Source organism: Acinetobacter sp. UBA3132, assembly GCF_002364825.1.
Classification (GTDB): Bacteria; Pseudomonadota; Gammaproteobacteria; order Pseudomonadales; family Moraxellaceae; genus Acinetobacter; species Acinetobacter schindleri.
On sequence record NZ_DEZM01000112.1, the window covers coordinates 1 to 17,869 of the forward strand.

14 protein-coding genes and 2 pseudogenes are annotated in these 17,869 nt (G+C 42.4%); 2 read left to right on the forward strand and 14 right to left on the reverse strand.

The genetic code is table 11. The features are described 5' to 3' along the window. The 5 genes and pseudogenes from B4033_RS05560 to B4033_RS05580 form a co-directional block, all read right to left on the reverse strand. Positions 1-97 (reverse strand): annotated as a pseudogene (locus B4033_RS05560) (DNA-binding response regulator); the annotation flags it as partial. Between the two features lies 1 nt (position 98). Beyond that, positions 99-1,775, reverse strand: coding sequence for a phosphoethanolamine transferase (locus tag B4033_RS05565; protein WP_286832601.1), 1,677 nt, complete (start codon positions 1,773-1,775; stop codon positions 99-101). 188 nt (positions 1,776-1,963) lie between these two features. Then, the gene (locus tag B4033_RS05570; protein ID WP_004809323.1) at positions 1,964-2,665 is read right to left on the reverse strand and encodes a VIT1/CCC1 transporter family protein; all 702 of its coding nucleotides are present in this window, start codon (positions 2,663-2,665) and stop codon (positions 1,964-1,966) included. Between the two features lie 235 nt (positions 2,666-2,900). After that, on the reverse strand, positions 2,901-3,572 hold the full coding sequence (locus tag B4033_RS05575) for a DUF1345 domain-containing protein (RefSeq protein WP_286832603.1): 672 nt from the start codon (positions 3,570-3,572) through the stop codon (positions 2,901-2,903). A gap of 420 nt (positions 3,573-3,992) precedes the next feature. After that, positions 3,993-4,389 (reverse strand): annotated as a pseudogene (locus B4033_RS05580) (flavin reductase); the annotation flags it as partial. A 101-nt stretch (positions 4,390-4,490) separates the two neighbouring features. On the opposite strand from B4033_RS05580, the gene B4033_RS05585 reads away from it, so the two are divergent. Continuing rightward, positions 4,491-5,189 carry a DUF1826 domain-containing protein gene (locus tag B4033_RS05585; protein ID WP_286832605.1) on the forward strand — a complete coding sequence of 233 codons (699 nt, stop codon included), beginning with the start codon at positions 4,491-4,493 and terminating at the stop codon, positions 5,187-5,189. A gap of 501 nt (positions 5,190-5,690) precedes the next feature. Here the strand turns inward: B4033_RS05585 and B4033_RS05590 are convergent. The 3 genes from B4033_RS05590 to B4033_RS05600 form a co-directional block, all read right to left on the reverse strand. Then, on the reverse strand, positions 5,691-7,016 hold the full coding sequence (locus B4033_RS05590) for a PQQ-dependent sugar dehydrogenase (RefSeq protein ID WP_286832606.1): 1,326 nt from the start codon (positions 7,014-7,016) through the stop codon (positions 5,691-5,693). 187 nt (positions 7,017-7,203) lie between these two features. Continuing rightward, entirely contained in the window at positions 7,204-8,928 is a 1,725-nt protein-coding gene (locus B4033_RS05595; RefSeq protein ID WP_286832608.1) for a bifunctional protein-serine/threonine kinase/phosphatase, read from the reverse strand. A gap of 51 nt (positions 8,929-8,979) precedes the next feature. Continuing rightward, positions 8,980-9,789, reverse strand: a complete 810-nt coding sequence (locus B4033_RS05600; protein WP_008303564.1) for a formate/nitrite transporter family protein — start codon at positions 9,787-9,789, stop codon at positions 8,980-8,982. 284 nt (positions 9,790-10,073) lie between these two features. On the opposite strand from B4033_RS05600, the gene cynS reads away from it, so the two are divergent. After that, positions 10,074-10,523 (forward strand): cyanase, encoded by a 450-nt coding sequence (cynS, locus tag B4033_RS05605; protein WP_034592169.1) that lies wholly within the window; start codon positions 10,074-10,076, stop codon positions 10,521-10,523. Between the two features lie 79 nt (positions 10,524-10,602). Here the strand turns inward: cynS and B4033_RS05610 are convergent, their stop codons facing one another. The 6 genes from B4033_RS05610 to B4033_RS05635 form a co-directional block, all read right to left on the reverse strand. Further along, positions 10,603-11,286: a metallophosphoesterase gene (locus tag B4033_RS05610; RefSeq protein ID WP_286832615.1), complete on the reverse strand. Its 684-nt coding sequence runs from the start codon at positions 11,284-11,286 to the stop codon at positions 10,603-10,605. Between the two features lie 119 nt (positions 11,287-11,405). Continuing rightward, a complete protein-coding gene (locus tag B4033_RS05615) occupies positions 11,406-12,791 on the reverse strand; it encodes an amidohydrolase family protein (protein ID WP_286832617.1) in 1,386 nt (461 codons plus the stop codon). 32 nt (positions 12,792-12,823) lie between these two features. Then, positions 12,824-13,744, reverse strand: coding sequence for an ABC transporter permease (locus B4033_RS05620; RefSeq protein WP_004809345.1), 921 nt, complete (start codon positions 13,742-13,744; stop codon positions 12,824-12,826). 21 nt (positions 13,745-13,765) lie between these two features. Continuing rightward, complete coding sequence (locus B4033_RS05625; RefSeq protein ID WP_286832619.1) at positions 13,766-14,863, reverse strand: ABC transporter permease; 1,098 nt, start codon at positions 14,861-14,863, stop codon at positions 13,766-13,768. 41 nt (positions 14,864-14,904) lie between these two features. Continuing rightward, complete coding sequence (locus tag B4033_RS05630) at positions 14,905-16,509, reverse strand: ABC transporter ATP-binding protein (protein WP_376745286.1); 1,605 nt, start codon at positions 16,507-16,509, stop codon at positions 14,905-14,907. Positions 16,510-16,614: 105 nt separating this feature from the next. Beyond that, positions 16,615-17,706, reverse strand: a complete 1,092-nt coding sequence (locus B4033_RS05635; protein WP_286832621.1) for a BMP family ABC transporter substrate-binding protein — start codon at positions 17,704-17,706, stop codon at positions 16,615-16,617. Positions 17,707-17,869 lie beyond the last annotated feature (163 nt).

A 17,869-nucleotide genomic window follows, 5' to 3' on the forward strand; every position in this document is an offset into this window, starting at 1 on the left:
TATTGACCCAGTGCACATCAAATTGATGCAGCTTGAGCAAGGTTTCAGTCGACTCGGCAATCATAAAGTCGTCTTCAATAATCAGTATTTTATGCATTTCAAGCTCTGTTCTTTAATGATGATGAGCATTGTGCAAGCATATCATTTTTAGCTTCAGTCACTTGCGTTTTTATATCCAGCAGGCTTAATAAGCTTGGGAAAAGATGATCCTGACTGCGTGCCTGTTTGGTCTGTGCTTTGAGACAGCTCACTTGCCGGGCATTCTGCTGCGTCCAGTCCTGCGAGAACCACATCAGCATCGGAACATGGGTTTGCTGGGTCGGCGCCATACTATAAGGTGCGCCATGCAGATATAAACCATGCTCTCCGGTGGATTCTCCATGATCAGACAGGTACCAGAAACCGGTCTGATACTGGCTTTGCTGTTTTAGAGTCTCGACAATTTGAGCGAGCACATGATCTGTATAGACAATCGAATTATCATAGCTGTTCTTTAGCTCTTCAGCGCTACAGCCCTGAATGGCATTGCTGTTACAGGTGGGCTGGAATGGCTGATACGGCGCTTTTGAACGCTTGAAATATGCGGGGCCATGACTGCCCATCTGATGCAGCACGATTAATTGTGGTTTCGGATTCGCTTTGTCCAGATGCACCAGATAATCTTTCAGGCTATCCACCAGAATTTCATCAAAACATTCCCCAGCAGCATCACACCACTTCTGTTTCAGTGGTGCAGGAATCTGGTATTGCTGCACCCGGTCACAGGCGCCTTTACAGCCAGAATTATTGTCGATCCAGGTCACCTGATAACCGGCACGCTGAGCGATATCCAGTAAACCTTCACGGTGGCTGGCTAACTGTTCGTCATAATTCTGACGGGACATGCCTGAAAACATACACGGAACTGAAACGGCAGTTGCTGTACCACAGGAACTGACCTGACTAAAATTAATCACCGCTAACTTGCCCAATTCAGGATTGGTATTACGCGCATAGCCATTTAAAGCAAAACTCTCGGCACGTGCAGTCTCCCCGACCACTAGCACCATCAATTTAGGTTGCTTCTGTATTTGAGCCTGCTGTAGCAGATGGGCATCTTCACCATAAGGAATCAAAGGCAAATTGGCTTTAGGTACTTTCTTTTTATAATAGGATACGGTGGACGCAATGCTATTTTGCGGAGAAATCATGCCCTTCAGATCACGATGCTCGCGGAAGATGGCTGCATAATCGACATAAAAACAGAATAACAGTCCTAGGATCAATACGGCCGAAAGCAGACTGCTCAGGCTTTTATGCCACAATTGACGCCCAAAAGATGCAGGCTGAATTTTTAGCGTCCAGACGATACACAGCGGCAAAACCACAAAGACCAGCGTCCAGATCAACAGTCGTACTGACCAGAGATCACGGACTTCACGGGCATCGGTCTGCAGCATATTCTGGATCTGGTCCGGTGTAATTACCACCCCCAGACTATTGACAAAATAAGCACTAAAACCGCCCAGAATGATCAGCACGCTGGCCAGTATCTTGGCATTCCATTTCCAGTTCAGCCACTGCAAGACCAGATTGTACAAGCCGATAATCACCAGGACTGTAGCCGCCAATAATGCGCCTGCCTTGAGGTTGGTATAGGGCGTCAGTTGATGGATTTTCTGATAAAAAGCAAAGTTTAAGACCAGCCCCAGCCAAATGGCAAGTAACAGGTTGAAGCGTGCAAGGCTGATGGGTTTGATCTGGCGTAGACCGAGAAAAGAAGGCAGCTTAAGCATTTTTTTAGTTCAAAGACTTTAAGATGCTTTAGCCTAAAATCTGAAGCTTAAAAATGACTTAAAATACTTTTTTCGCGAACTTCATAAAATTTTCAATGCTACTGTTCCAACCCTGTTTAGACTTATTGTTTTAAAAAGGATGTGATTCTCTGACTAGAGCGAATTTGAAAAGCACATCCTGAGTACATTTAAGCTACAGCCACATTAAATAATGAGCCGATCCAGGAGCTAAATAGCATGGCAATCACCCCCCAAAGCATGACTCGAGCCGAACCTTTCCAGATGCTCACCCCTCCTGTATAACTTGCCAGTGCGCCCATAATCCCGAGGCTAAGCACACCGATCAGCATCACGCCTTTATCCAGGTACTGTTCAGGCAAGAGCAAAATAGAAAGTAGAGGAAATAGTGAGCCTATAGTAAAAGCGATAGCGGACGAAAATGCAGCCCGAAAAGGTTGAGCCGAAGTGTTTTCTGATATACCAATTTCATCGCGGGCATGTGCATCTAAAGCATTGTGTGCGGTGAGCTGCAAGGCAACTTGCTGGGCCACCTCAGGGGTTAAGCCACGCTGGATATAAATATTTTCCAGTTCTTTCAGTTCATGTTCTGGATGACGTTTAAGCTCACGTGCCTCCATATTCAGATCATTCTTTTCAATATCCTGCTGGGATTTGACCGAGATGTATTCTCCAGCAGCCATTGACGCAGCTCCGGAAATTAATCCGGCTACACAAGTCACCAACAAGGTATGTGTAGACGCGCCACTGGCTGCCATTCCCACCACCAGACTGGTGACAGAAATAATTCCGTCATTTGCCCCGAGTACAGCTGCGCGCAACCAACCCGCCCGTTCAAAATAATGTTTTTCAAGATGATAAGAATGACGCACGGTATAGTCTCTTTTTTATTCTCAACATCATGATCGTATATTTATTTCGCCTGAAGAAACAACTCTTTATTTAATAAACTCTTGTTCAGAACAGCTCATGAATGGGTGAGCGCTCTGATTTACCAATTTTTATTGCATGGATTGCATTTTTCCAATTGCACTCATTTGAACATCTGAGAAATTTACAGGTTACAGTCCTAGCACTACAGTTTATTTATTATTAAATGCTGTGTGTTCAAGTACTGATAAAGGTTGCTGTTACATTAATAGCGATGGCCAAAATCGTGGTATTGAATCCATAGGCCAGAAGCAAATGTAAAGTATTGAGTACTCTCATGGGTTGGCGGGTAATTGATACATCGGCCGTTTGCGCAGAAGTGCCAATAATATAGCTAAAATACAGAAAATCGGGATAGGTTGGATTTGGCGTACTTGGAAAAGCCAGTCCGCCATGTTTATGCTTTTCTAGGGCTAAATAAAAGTCATGGGCATAATGAATTGCAAAAATGGTGTGCATCAGGAACCAGGCCGAAATAATAGTCAGGATGGATAGCCCTAAATGGCCGGTTCTGATGGCAGCATCTTTAGGTAAATGATGAATTTCAATAATTATGGCAATAAAACACATCACTAAAGTGATGATGACAAGCACCAGAATGACCCATTTGCTGGCATCCTGTTGTATGGCACGTTGTAGGATATGGTGATGGTCTATGGGCCAGAGCTTTTTGATAGTAAAAAGTAAGTAGGCATAAATGGTAATGTTCCAGCTCATCAAAATGCAGGTAGACCAGCTTAAATGAGTTGCTGAATAGAAAATAAAATACCAAATCAGGATAGATGGAAAGATAATAAAGAAATAAAGTCGGGACTGAAGCGCTGTTCTTATAGATTGGAGGAAACGCATGAGCTGTCCTGCATGTCATGAGATGGCTTTAGCAGTATAAGGTATTTTATTAAAACAACAGGATAAAAGAGCTTTTAGTAGATACAGGCGTACTGATTCAAGATTACGATAAAATAGATATTTTAAAATCTAGTAGTAAAAGAAACTAAAAAAATTAATTTCCTATTCTTAATGAAACTGAATCTTGAATCCTTTTAGCTAAAAAACTAAAAAAGTGTGCAGCAGACTTTAGGTAGACGTCAGTTAAATATGTAATTCCAATATTGATGTTCATCAAAGTTAATTTTGAAATTTTCCGAAGAAATTAAAGCTAAAAATCAAATTACTAAACTTTGATTAGCCTAATTTTTATAAACCAGGCTGAGGATTCTGGTCTCGACTACACACTTTGAAAGAATTCAATATTAAAGTAATGAACATTTACGCAGTTTCTAGTTGACCAACCTGATGATATGCGCGGTTGAAGTACACTAGGCTTTCCTCTTGCTGACTGCGTCTAATCGCGATGACTCGACATAAAAAAATACTGTGTGCCGACATTTTGAATGTCTTCAATCTGGCAATCAAAGCTCACCAAAGCATCTTCTAAAATCGGCGCACCTGTTTCAAGTGTGCTCCACTCACCGAGTTTGAAGCGATCTTCAGAGTTGAATTTGCTTGAGGCAAATGTATTGGAGATGTATTCATGCTGCGTACTCAGTACATTTACTGCCAGCACGTTATTTCTCATAAAATGTGCATGCGAGCGAGAAGATTGATTCATACAAACCAGTAATGTCGGCGGTGTATCCGTCACACTACAAACGGCAGATGCGGTAAGGAAATTAAGATTCTAGTTTATGTTGCCGATCATTATTCATTTCTAAACATCAAAGTGTATTATTGAGCACGATTTATAAATAGCGACTTCATTCTGAAATGACCAATACCTTTTCTGGCAATCCTCAAGTTCGAGTGGTTTCAACTTTTTCTGAACTCGTATATTCGGATTTTCTGGGCGAGGCGAATGCCATCTGCTGGTCTAGAAATTTGCCTGGTGCTTTTAAAGAAATCGTTGCTAGAATTGATTTAAAAGGAAATATGACTGAAGTTTCTGTTGAAGATCTTTTGGCGCTTCAGCTTTCTGAACAGGGTCATGTGGCTAGAGAAATCATATTAAAAGATATGCAGCTATTGACTGACTATGGCGCTTCCCCTTGCCTGAATTTGCTGAAATGCTACGAACGGGATGATGAGTTTGATTTTATTTCGACCGATGTCTATTCCTACCATGTGGATCGCTCCCCTATCGAAACGGATACATTTTTATGCACCTATCATGGTGCTGCAAGTGAGATTTTGACCAATGATCAGGTTGAGCAAAAAATCTTGATTCCTGAAATCAGGGAGCAACTCAAGCAGTTACATGACGGACCAGAAACTGAGTTTGAGACGTTCCTGGAAGAATATTTCTTCGATCTGCATTATCGGGCTAAAGCTGATGCAAAGCCTGTTAATTTAGGCACGGGAAATCTCTGGCGACTCGCTGTTGATCATCCAGCACAGCAAGTTTTACCCTGTGTGCATAGAGCTCCTGTTGAAAATGATGGAGAATATAGATTGCTACTAATTTGTTAAATTGGCTTCTTAGAAGAGCTCAATTATGGTCATTGGGTCAAGCAATGATACCTAAAGGGTATATACCGTATTAATTATTTTTTAATAAAAAAGATTAAAATACATTGGTTTAAGTGCATTATAAGTAAATATATTTACAAGAATTTTCATATAATGTTTTATTTTGTATAAAAGTGTTATTTTTTGTAGGAAATTGCTTACACAAATTAGAGTAATTACCCTATTTTCTATCGTCAAAATTTTTGACATTATATTTCACATAAAGAGTCAGCAAGGAAAGCTGATAATAATCGCATTATAACGATAATAAAGTCGCCAAGACAGCGAACTTACCGGGATAGTAAGTGATAAAAGAAGAGACTACAGCCGCTAAGCCTTATAGTTTTGGGAGAGACTATAAGGCTTTTATTTTTCTGAATATTTTCCCAAGTAAAACTATAGCATACTGGTATTTAAGTTTTTGAATATAAACATCAATATTTCTATCCCTTTTCTTGCTGATTAACGGACCTGTTCATCTGGTGACACACGCCAAATCGTATCTCCTACATCATCAGCAACCAATATTGCGCCTGATAAATCTACTGTTACACCCACTGGCCTTCCTAGTGCCTCTCCATTTTTGCTTAAAAAGCCTGTCAGGACATCTTGTGGGGTACCGGAAGGCTGACCATTACTAAATGGTACAAAAATTACTTTATAGCCACTATGTGGTTTCCTGTTCCAAGAACCATGCTGACCAATTAGTGCACCGCCGCGATATTGAGGCATTAACTCAGCTTTATAAAAACTCAAACCTAATGATGCCGTGTGGTTGCCTAATGCATAATCCGGTTTAATCGCCCGTGCTACCAGTCCGGGATTTTGTGGTTTTACCCGTGTATCTACATGTTGACCATAATAACTATAAGGCCAGCCATAAAAAGCGCCGTCTTTCACTGAGGTCATATAGTCAGGTACCAAATCATTCCCGATTTCATCCCGCTCATTGACTACCGTCCATAATGCTCCACTTTGAGGCTGCCAATCCATACCATTAGGATTACGTAAGCCAGTTGCAAATGGCCGTGCCTTAGAACTGGCCATATCAAATTCCATGATCAGAGCTCGTCCTTTTTCTTGGTCTAGGCCATTTTCAGCTACATTGCTGTTGGAGCCAACTGTAATGTAGAGTTTGGTTCCTTCAGGATTGGCAATCACGTTTTTGGTCCAATGATGGTTTAAGGGACCTGCCGGTAAAGCCAATACTTTGCGACCACTTTCTTTGATTTGAGTGATACCTGGCTGATAAGGAAAACCTACTAAAGCATCTGTATTCGCTACATATAGTGTATTTCCAACTAGGGTCATGCCAAATGGTGAGTTTAAATTCTGCAAAAATACTGTTTTCTGATCAGCAACGCCGTCATGGTTATTATCACGAAGTAGACTAATACGATTAGGACTTGGATGAGAAGATCCCGCCCTTTTCATGACCACTTTCATGATTTTACCCTTAATCCCCTGACTATCTTCAGGCTTGGGCGGCGCATCGGTTTCCGCCACCAATACATCTCCATTCGGCAGAACATAGAGCCAACGTGGATGCTGAAGACCTTTGGCAAATGCCTGCACTTTTAATCCCGCAGCCGGTGTAGGCATGGTATTTACCGGCCAACCTTTGGCTGGTGCGATATTAACGACAGGGAACAAACTGGATTTGGGTTCAGGCAGCTCAGGTTGAGAACCATAACTGTCTGTAATCGGAGACTTGGATGATGATGTACATCCAGCGAATGCCAATATCATGGCAGTACTCAGGATAGACGATAAAATTTGAGCAGACATTTTGGTTCCCTGCTTTTTTGTTGTTATCTGCTTATCTTAGAAGTCTGTTCAAATGACAACTATAGGGTTCTTGTTTTATCTGGTTGTTGATTGATTGCTGTGCTTTTGACATTTAACCTTATGGTCTAGTTTGAATAAAAACTTATCTATATCCCTCTAATTTTAAGCATGGTTTGATCCTGTCTTTTCAAATAAATGGCCATGCAATACTCAGTAAAAATAATAGCCCTAATACGGCGCAACTCATTTGCCAAAAACGTAAAGGATCACGTTCAATGATTGCTGGTGGTTTAGAGTTTAATAATTCTTTGGAAGGATGCGTTAGATTATGAATGAGTTCAGACAAAGCCTCAAAACGATGTGTCGGTTCAATACTCAGCGCTTGGCCTAAAATTTTATCTAACCATATAGGTAAATCAGGCCGATATTTCCTGATGGAATGATATTGAACTTTTTTAAGCTGCTTTAAACTGTTACAGCGAGCTAAATCTGTCCCATAAGGTAATTGTTTGGTCAGTAAATAATAGGCCATTACCGCCAAAGAAAATTGGTCTGAATGTACAGATGGCGAATGATCAATAAAATACTCCGGTGCCATAAATGCCAAGGTTCCGAGGGGTCGATTCGCATTTTTAGGATTAATTTCGACTAGACCTCTTACTGCTGTTGAACCATAATCAATCAGTTTAATTTTCATGGCACTTTCTGTATTTAAAACCATGATGTTTTTTGGCCGTATATCCTGATGCAGCATCTCCAGCCGATGCATTGCATTTAAAGCCAAAGCCGTTTGTTGCAAAATTGGTAAAATATCATCGAGCTTTAAAGGCTTTTCCTGGCGATGCAGCCATTGAGCCAAGGTTTCACCCTGCAAATATTCATAACATTGGAATAAATATTTTTTCTCAGTGTTATGTGGATAACACTGCATCAGGTTGTCATGCTTCAGACGTTTTGATACCCAATCTTCGAGTTGAAACTGCTCTACGGCATTCTTATCTTGCTGTAAATCTACCCCCAAAGTTTTTATGACCAAAGGCTGCTGTTGAGTATCGTGTGCCAAATACAGGCAACTGCGATGATTTTGGTGCAAAATTTTATCAATCACATAGCCTTCAAAAACTTCACCTTTACTGAGCTGTTGTGGAAATACATAATTCTGCTGAATATGAAACTGATTCAGTTCAGGTAACTGTTCTACACGGATCACCTGGAGACTTAAGTTATCATCACTGCCCTGTTCTAAGGCTTTTTCAACTAATGCTTTGGCAAGTTGATTTAAATCCCCATCTATTAAAGTTAAATCTAACAATTGTTGATCTGTGACAAATTCATAGACCCCATCGGTCATCAGTAAAAAAATATCTTTTTCTTTGAGCTCAATATTTCGGTAATCAATTTCAATACGATAATCCGCACCTAAGGCTCGACTAAGATAATGCTCTCTGGAAGATAACCAGACACGATGATCATGGGTTAGTAATTCAATTTCATGATCGCGAATGCGGTAAATACGACTATCACCAACATGAAAAATATGGGCTTGTTGCTGTTTTAAAATCAGTGCAGATAAGGTACAGACATAACCTCGGTCTTTATCAAAACGTCCTTGACTTTGTTGAGTCTGTGCATAAAGCCATGAATTGGTCGCGCGGATCACCCGTTCTGCTGAAGTCTGTGTACTCCAGGCATCTGAGGTAGAATAATAATCAGATAAAAAACTGCCAACGGCGGTTTCTGCTGCAAGATGACTGACATTACTGCTACCGATTCCATCCGCTATAACACAGGCAATCCCTTTCTGTTTCAGCACATGTCCTTCGGGCAGATATACTCCATGGAAATCCTGGTTCTGTTGTTTAATTCCGGCAGTAGAATATTGCCCAATACTGACTTTTAATGTTTTTTTCATGCTGAAAGCTCAAAAAGGGATCTATACGATCCCTTTATAAAATGGTGAATATTAAAATTCTTTTTTAACACCAGTACGGACATGGGTTGTATAAAGTGCCAGACCTGTTAATGCCAAACCACCCACCAGATTACCTAAAGCAACTGGCAGTTCATTCCATAGGAAGTAGTCAGCAATCGAGAAGTCACCGCCCATCATCATGGCAAATGGGAACAGGAACATGTTCACGACAGAGTGCTCAAAGCCCATGGCAAAGAACAGCATAATTGGCATCCACATGGCAATAAATTTGCCACTAACGGTAGTAGACATCATCGCGCCAATGACACCTAATGACACCATCCAGTTACACAGCATGCCACGGATAAAAATAGTCATCCAGCCAGCGAATCCGTATTCGGCATAACCTAATGTCCGCTCCTCGCCAATATGCGCAATTTTCACACCGACTGGGTTTGGATCTGCTGCAAAACCCATGGTATAAACCGCTGCCATGAGCACCGCGACGACTAAACAACCTGTAAAGTTCCCTACAAACACCAAGCCCCAGTTTTTTAGAATACGTCCCCATGTCACCCCTGGGCGTTTATCTAGCCATGCCAACGGCGTAAGTACAAATACCCCAGTTAACAGGTCATAGCCTAATAAATACAACATACAAAAACCAACTGGAAACAGGAGCGCACCAATCAGTGGTGATCCTGTTTGCACGGCTATGGTAATGGCAAATACCGCTGCCAGTGCCAAAATCGCACCTGCCATAAAGGCACGAATCAATACATCACGGGTTGCCATATGTAATTTGGATTCACCCGCATCTACCACTTTTTTTGCAAACTCTGCAGGAGCAAGATATGCCATGTCATCGTCCTCATTTTTAATATCTGGACCTGTTTTTAAACAAAAAGACGCCTAAGGTCTTTGAAACCTTAGGCGTCATTGCCTTAAATATCAGAACAGGTAATTTTGTTATGGCGCCATTGCCATGCTTGTTATAAATGAAGCAAAAGCTGTGCCATAAATTATTTAAAAATCATTCAATTTTTTACACTCTATTTAAAACTAATTTGGTCCTCTAGTTGGCATGAGAACTGCATTAATGAAAATTCATATAAATGTATTTCAAAAATAATCTGGAGATTTTTATGATTACCCATCGTCAACAAGTAACTGACATGATCATTTCAGCGAAAGTTTTAAAATCAATTAAATGGGCAGATGTCGCCAAGGAAATTGGTCTTTCTAAAGAATGGGTAACGGCTGCCTGCCTGGGACAAATGGCATTTAATAAACAGCAGGCAGAGAAAGTTGGTCAGATTTTTGAGCTTAGTGATGAGGCAGTGGCATGGCTGCAAATTGTACCTTACAAAGGCTCTTTGCCAACCAGTGTTCCTACTGATCCTTTAATTTACCGCTGGTATGAAGTTGTAAATGTATATGGTTCGACTATTAAAGAGCTGATCCATGAAGAATTTGGTGATGGCATTATGAGCGCAATTGACTTCAGCATGGATATTCAGCGTGAGGAAAATCCAAACGGTGACCGGGTAAATGTCGTATTGTCTGGCAAGTTTTTACCTTATAAAACCTATTAATTAACCGTTTGATCAAGCCATCATATTGATGGCTTTTTATTTCTTCGTAAGGAGATCTTTTATACCACCGCCCTTATCCTCATTTAATTTTGACGATACACAGCTGCTGCGTATAAGAGGAACCGACATCGATATAGTGACAGTTATCAATCTGGGTATGCCTTTTCACAATGGTATGCCCTAAATAGATCTCATCAATGTTTTTAACGGTTCCATAGTGCTTGGAATGATGCCGGATACGGCCTCTTCCCCATAACGCATTGGTATAAGCTGAAGTTAAACCCGGTATTTTTCGTTCGCCTTTGGCAATGTTTGTCTTAAACTGATTCCAGTCATGGATATCAATATCCGCATGCAAAATGCCAATCTTTTTATCTTCAAGTTGAATTTCAATGACCAATGGAAGCTTAGATAAGATTTCGCTGAGTTTATCCTGTTTTTCGGTGGACAACAGATAGAACCATTCGCCACCATTTCGTGCATGCATATCCTGAATCCATACATCATCACGCCCTTTGATGCACATTTCTTCGTGATTGCCGCGGACGCTCAAGAACCATGGCTGATCTAATAAAGAAATACATTCCAGATTTTCACTGCCTCGATCCACCAGATCACCGGTACATATCAGCAAGTCTTGCTCAAAATTAAACCGGATTTTTTCCAATTCTTGCATCAGAAGGCGATAGCAACCATGCAGATCTCCGACCACATAAATGGCAGCATAATCTGCTCCTCGAATATTTCTGCTTAGCGTCGTCATGATATGTGGAATCTTTGAAATCACTAAAATAGGACAATGCGACCAGGATAGGCATACAGGTTTAAATTTGGGTTACTGGTTTATACAGCCTGCAATATACCTCATTGCTAAGATCGTATTTATTCAGTTTCCTTAGCTGAATTTCGATTTAATTCATTGATGGCTTTAACTTTGTGTGCCATCCATGCATCACGCCGTTTGAATAGTAAAGGTGTAACCCGATTGACTTCATCGATTAAACTTTGTAGATCTGCATTCAGCAATTGCCCACCTTCAGTGACAATTTTACCGCCAACCATGGTCATGATGACATCCTGTCCCTGAACAGCATGTACAAGATTAGTATATAAATTAAATAACCGGCCTTCATCCACCAACGGCGTCATACGTGGGGTAGCGATATCTACAGCAATAATGTCAGCTAGTTTCCCCACTTGCAGGCTACCAATCTGATCCTGCATGCCCAATGCCTTTGCACCTAAGCAGGTGGCCATCTGGCAAACAGACCACGCATCTAGGGCTGCTGCATCCAAAGAAGAAAACTTGGCCAATAAAGAAGCCGTCTTCATTTCCTCAAACATATCCAGATTGTTATTTTCTTTTTCTCCATCTGTGCCTAAACCGACAGCAATCCCCTGTTTGAGCATATCCAGTACAGGCGCAGCACCTGAGGCCAGTTTCATGTTTGAAACTGGATTATGGGCAACTCCAACATTGTGTTCTTTCAAAATTCGAATTTCATTAGAATCTGCCCACACACAATGTGCAAGTAAGGTATGTGGCATATCTAAAAGACCCAGCTGTTCCAGTGTCTGGATTGGACGTACACCATGACGGCGCAAGTTTTCCTGGACATCAAACTGGCTTTCATTGCTATGGGTGTGAAAACCGGTCTGATAATCCTGGCATAAGCTTTGAATACGTTTGAGTGCATGAGGTTCAGCATAAAACAGATGTTCTAAGCCCACCCAGACCTGAATTTGGCCATGACTTTGCTGATGCCAACGATTAATCAGGGCTTCATTCGTTTTTAAGGTTTCAAAATAGTCATGGTCAGGGTGCTCGGCGACATAAGGTACCAAGATAGCACGGATACCGAGCTGTTGTGCGGCTTCTGCACTACCATCCATGTAACGCCACATATCGACAATGGTCGTGGTACCGGATAATAACGCTTCTGCATAACACAAGTACGAGGCAGCCTTGGCATCTTCAGGTTGAAGCACACGATGCATGGGATCAATAAACTGTTCCAGCCAATCCCATACTGGCAGTCCTTCAGCAGTGCCTCTTAATAGTCCGGAATGACAGTGCGTATTGATTAAGCCTGGCATTAATAGGGCTTCAGGATAATCACGTACGATGACATTGGGATACTTTTGGATAAGTTCGGGCTTGGTTCCTATGGCCTTGATTCGGTCTCCCTCAATCAATATCGCCCCATTTTTGATGCATTCATTTTGACTATTCATGGTCAGCACATAGGCTGCTGCTAATATTTTCATTTTGTTCTATATCATCTTTTTAATTGATAGGTTTAAGGCACAAACGTTTTGCCTAATGACGCTGGCAGATTCATCTTCAAAAGTTTCTTGTCTCGGGAAATCACGACTAGTACTACAATCGTCGCCAGATAAGGCAGAGCTGCTAAAAATTCATTAGGTACTTTGATCCCCAATGCCTGCGCATGAAACTGCAGGATGGTCACACCACCGAACAGGTAAGCACCCAGCATCAGTCGGGATGGTTTCCAGACAGCAAAGACTACTAATGCAATTGCAATCCAGCCCCGACCTGCGACCATATTTTCAATCCACATTGGGGTATATACAGTAGATAAGAATGCTCCCCCAATACCTGCCATCAAGCCGCCAAACAGGACGGCGCCGTAGCGAATAGCCAGTACGTGGTAACCCATGGCATGTGCACTTTCAGGTGATTCTCCTACTGCTTTTAACAGCAAGCCCAGACGGGTTTTTGCCAATACAAACCACACAGCAAAAAATGCCAGTATGGACAGATAGACCACATAGTTTTGCTGAAACAGGATTGGACCAATGAAGGGAATATCTGCCAGTACAGGTATATTCCAGCTACTTAAACCCGGTAAAGCCATGCTGACATAGTTCTGACCTAAAAATGCAGAAATACCTAGCCCAAAAATAGTTAAAGCCAAACCACAGGCCGACTGATTAGTACTAAGTGATAAGGTGAAGAAAGCAAAGATCAATGCCATCAGCATACCTGCCAGCCCACCGATCAGTAAGGCACTAAATACACTGGCTTCATATTGGGCAGCAAAGGCAAAACCGGCAATGGCACCGACCAGCATCATGCCTTCTACGCCTAAATTAATTACCCCAGTGCGTTGTGACACTAACTCACCTAAACCGGCAAAGATTAGAGGCGTTGCTGCGGCGATTGTGCCGGCTAGAATTGCGGTCATTTCTATAGCCATATTGTTCTTCCTCCGATCTTGTTAAGCATTTGCCGAAGCAGGTTCAGCTGCAGGCACTACACGTTTTTTGGCAAAGCGGTAACGGTTTTCAATCAAGGCATCCGATCCCAACAGGAAAAACAGCAGCAAGCCTTGGAATATCCCGGTAATTGCGACCGGAAGCTGTAATTGCATTTGTGCCATTTCCCCACCGAGATAAATCAATGCCATTAACGATCCGGAAAGTACGATACCAATCGGATTCAGACGACCCAGATAAGCAACAATAATTGCAGCATAGCCATAACCTGGTGACAGGCTCGGATTCAGCTGACCGATTGGGCCTGCTACTTCACATATCCCGGCAATCCCCGCCATCATTCCGGAAATCACCAGACTCAGCCAGATCGCTTTGGAAGATGAGAAACCAGCATATTTAGCAGCTAAAGGTGCCTGTCCGCTGACTTCCAGTTTAAAAGCAGTCATACTTTTACGCATAAAGAGCCAGAACAGAAGCACAGCCACAGCGATGATAAAGATTGAAGCATTAACCCGTGTTCCTTCCAGAATCATTGGTAAGGTTGCACTTTCACTAAACATGACAGTTTGCGGAAAATTCATACCCGCTGAATCACGCCAAGGACCATTGACCAGATAGAGCAATACAAACAGTGCGACATAGTTCATCATCAAGGTGGTCAGGGTTTCTTCGGCATTAAAATGAGTTTTCAGTAATGCAGGAATTGCGCCCCATAAGGCACCGCCAATTGCACCCATAAAAATCATAAGAGGTAAAATCCACCAACCTGCCTGTTCATGGAACAGCAGTGCGATACCACCGCCAAAAATGGCACCCATGATCAGCTGACCTTCGGCACCGATATTGAACAGTTTGGCACGAAACCCAACAGCTAAACCGAGAGCAATCAGAATCAAAGGACCTGCTTTAACGGCCAACTCGCTCCAGCCATAAGAGGTTATCAGCGGTTCAACAAAAAACACATACATGGCCTGTGCAGGACTAATCCCCAGCATTAAAAATAAAATACTGCCAACGACCAGCATGGCTGCCAAGGCAATGACTGGTGACAGCCATTTCATCAGTTGTGACGGATGTTCACGTGGTTCGAGTAAATGCATGTGCTCATCCTCCCCAGATCATTTGTTGTTTTAATAAAGTCTTAAGCATGCGCGTGTTGCTCCTCTGCCGTGGTCGAGGTCGCTTCATGGCGTTGAATGCCAGACATGAGTAAGCCAATACTTTCTGCATTGGTTTGTTGGGTTGGAACTGGATTCGACAACTCGCCATTGGCGAGTACACAAATGCGATCGCTCATCTCAAACAGTTCTTCCAGTTCTTCGGAAATCACCAGAATACCGACCCCTTGACGTGACAGATCGATCAGCGTCTGGCGGATAAACATGGAAGCGCCTACATCTACGCCCCATGTGGGCTGAGCGACAATCAGGAATTTTGGATTCTGCAGAATTTCACGGCCGACAATAAATTTCTGCAAATTCCCACCCGATAAAGAACGGGCTTCTGCGTTCGCACCACTGGCCTTAACCCCAAATTTTTTGATAATTTTTTCAGCAAAAGTCTGGATGTATGAGAATTTAATCAAGCCCCAACGGGTAAATTTCTGACGATAGGCAGTCAATAGCGCATTTTGAGCCAATGTCATATTGGGGACGGCACCACGACCTAAACGTTCTTCCGGTACAAACCCAAGTCCCACATTACGCCGCTGGCCAGCAGTTAATGCAGTAATCTCCTGTTGTTCCAGATAAAGCCTGCCGGTTTTGGTCAGCGCTTCGCCGGACAGTAAAGACAGCAGTTCAGCCTGTCCATTTCCGGAAATACCGGCAATACCGACAATTTCACCTGCCTGAACGCTAAGATTGATATTTTGTAAGGACACACCAAAAGGATCATCAGACTGATAGCCAAGATTTTCAACCTGAAAACAGGTTTCTGGTATGCCCTGATATTCTGCACGTATATAAGTGGGTAAATCACGGCCAATCATCAGGCGGGCCAAATCACTGGTCGATTTTTCTCGTGGATCGACGTTTCCGGTGACTTTTCCATTACGCAAAATCGTGGCTTCATCACAGAGTTCTTTAATTTCATGCAGCTTATGACTGATATATAAAATAGAAACTCCCTGAGATGCCAGCATGCGCAGAGTTTTAAATAACTGCCGTACCGCTTGGGGTGTCAAAACTGAAGTCGGCTCATCCAGAATAATCAGCGCTGGATGTTGTAACAGGCAACGAATAATTTCTACACGCTGCCGCTCACCTACCGATAAGGAATGAACTTCCCTTCGAGGATCGACAGGTAAACCATACTGTTCAGAAACGGCAATAATTTTCTTGCTCAGGTTCGGTAAATCTACTTTTTCATCCAGTCCCAATAAAATATTTTCAGCAACAGTCAGGGTCTCAAACAGGGAAAAATGCTGATAGACCATACCGATCCCGAGTTTTCTTGCCATTGATGGACTGTCTATTCGGACTTCTTTACCATTCCACAGAATTTGTCCCTGATTGGCTTTGACTGCACCATAAATAATTTTCATCAGGGTGCTTTTCCCAGCACCATTTTCACCCAAGATGGCGTGGATCTGTCCAGGGTATACAGTCAAATGAATCTGGTCATTTGCCTTGAGTGAGTTGTAGCTTTTACAGATATTGACTAGCTCCAGTCGCGGAATATCCTTGCCTGAACCTGTATTCATCTTGGGCATAGGTGTAGACAGATCATGTGTTGGATTCATCATAAGTGCCCTGATTTATGCGGCTGGTTGATTCATCTGCCTTTTGCTAAAGGCCAGATGAATCATGAGCCTGTGTTTAGAATGATGTGATGGCTGTTATTTTGTTTTTTATTTCGGAAGTGAACCTTCTACACCTTTTACGTAGTAGTTCATTTTGCTCAGGGTGGCATCATCCAGTGTTTTACCTTTAGCAATGACCATTGAACCATCCTGTTTATAGAGCGGGCCAGTAAATGGGTGCAAGGTACCTTTCAGGATCGCATCTCGAACAGCAAGTGCTTTCTTTTTCTCACCTGCGGTTACCATTGGTCCGAAGCTCTCAATATCGACTGCTTTCTGTTTTACCCCATACCACAGTGCACTTGGCTTCCATGTTTTATTGCTGACCTGAGTCATCACTGGGGTGTAGATTTTTTCCCAATGGAGTACAGAAGCCGCCAGATGGGCTTTAGGACCGAATTTGCTCATATCCGAGTCCCAGCCAAAGGCATAGACCCCTTTCTGTTCAGCTGCCTGAACGACTGCCGGAGAATCAGTATTTTGCATCAACACATCGGCACCTTGAGCAATCAATGCCAATGCAGCATCCCGTTCCTTGCCCGGGTTAAACCATGAATTGACCCAGATCACTTTGGTTTTCACTTTTGGATTCACGCTTTGTGCACCCAGAGTATAAGCATTGATGTTGCGCACCACTTCAGGAATCGGGAATGATGCCACGACACCTAAAACATTGTTTTTGGTTTTCTGTCCAGCAACTACACCGAGCATATAGGCACCCTCATAGGTACGAACGTCATATACGCCCAGGTTTTTGCCCTGCTTATAACCAGTGGCGTGCATAAATACCGTATTCGGGAACTGCTTGGAGACTTTCTCCATGGCATTCATATAGCCAAATGAGGTGGCAAAAACGACTTTATTCCCCTGCTGCGCCAGGTTACGGATAACACGCTCTGCGTCGGCAGTTTCTGGAACATTTTCGATATAGGAGGTTTTATATTTGCCGGCCAGCGCCTTTTCAGTCTTGATCCGGCCCTGATCATGTGAATAGGTCCAGCCATGGTCACTGGTTGGGCCAATATATACAAATGCTGCTTTATCCTGTGCTTGAGTCATTGATGCCGCCATCAGGCCACCCGCACACAGCATCCCCATCAGTGTTTTGAATCCGGTTTTAAAGGTCTTTTTTTCTTTCATTCTCTTCCGCTCTTTTTGTACTTGTGCCCCATGCACACTAATCAATAACTTTACTCAGATGAGTAAAATCGGTTCTTTTTATAATTAGCAATAACTATTCCAACTTGATTAAAAAATAATTTATTTAATTTATTTCTTTTAAAATAAAAGTAATTTTTTAATA

What these genes read in the sequence shown, in the direction of transcription:
- B4033_RS05590 (WP_286832606.1), bottom strand. Translation starts at nt 7,016, where the DNA reads ATGTCTGCTCAAATTTTATCGTCTATCCTGAGTACTGCCATGATATTG.
- B4033_RS05600 (WP_008303564.1), bottom strand. Translation starts at nt 9,789, where the DNA reads ATGGCATATCTTGCTCCTGCAGAGTTTGCAAAAAAAGTGGTAGATGCG.
- B4033_RS05610 (WP_286832615.1), bottom strand. Translation starts at nt 11,286, where the DNA reads ATGACGACGCTAAGCAGAAATATTCGAGGAGCAGATTATGCTGCCATT.
- B4033_RS05595 (WP_286832608.1), bottom strand. Translation starts at nt 8,928, where the DNA reads ATGAAAAAAACATTAAAAGTCAGTATTGGGCAATATTCTACTGCCGGA.
- B4033_RS05620 (WP_004809345.1), bottom strand. Translation starts at nt 13,744, where the DNA reads ATGGCTATAGAAATGACCGCAATTCTAGCCGGCACAATCGCCGCAGCA.
- B4033_RS05585 (WP_286832605.1), top strand. Translation starts at nt 4,491, where the DNA reads ATGACCAATACCTTTTCTGGCAATCCTCAAGTTCGAGTGGTTTCAACT.
- cynS (WP_034592169.1), top strand. Translation starts at nt 10,074, where the DNA reads ATGATTACCCATCGTCAACAAGTAACTGACATGATCATTTCAGCGAAA.
- B4033_RS05615 (WP_286832617.1), bottom strand. Translation starts at nt 12,791, where the DNA reads ATGAAAATATTAGCAGCAGCCTATGTGCTGACCATGAATAGTCAAAAT.
- B4033_RS05630 (WP_376745286.1), bottom strand. Translation starts at nt 16,509, where the DNA reads ATGATGAATCCAACACATGATCTGTCTACACCTATGCCCAAGATGAAT.
- B4033_RS05635 (WP_286832621.1), bottom strand. Translation starts at nt 17,706, where the DNA reads ATGAAAGAAAAAAAGACCTTTAAAACCGGATTCAAAACACTGATGGGG.
- B4033_RS05625 (WP_286832619.1), bottom strand. Translation starts at nt 14,863, where the DNA reads ATGCATTTACTCGAACCACGTGAACATCCGTCACAACTGATGAAATGG.
- B4033_RS05575 (WP_286832603.1), bottom strand. Translation starts at nt 3,572, where the DNA reads ATGCGTTTCCTCCAATCTATAAGAACAGCGCTTCAGTCCCGACTTTAT.
- B4033_RS05565 (WP_286832601.1), bottom strand. Translation starts at nt 1,775, where the DNA reads ATGCTTAAGCTGCCTTCTTTTCTCGGTCTACGCCAGATCAAACCCATC.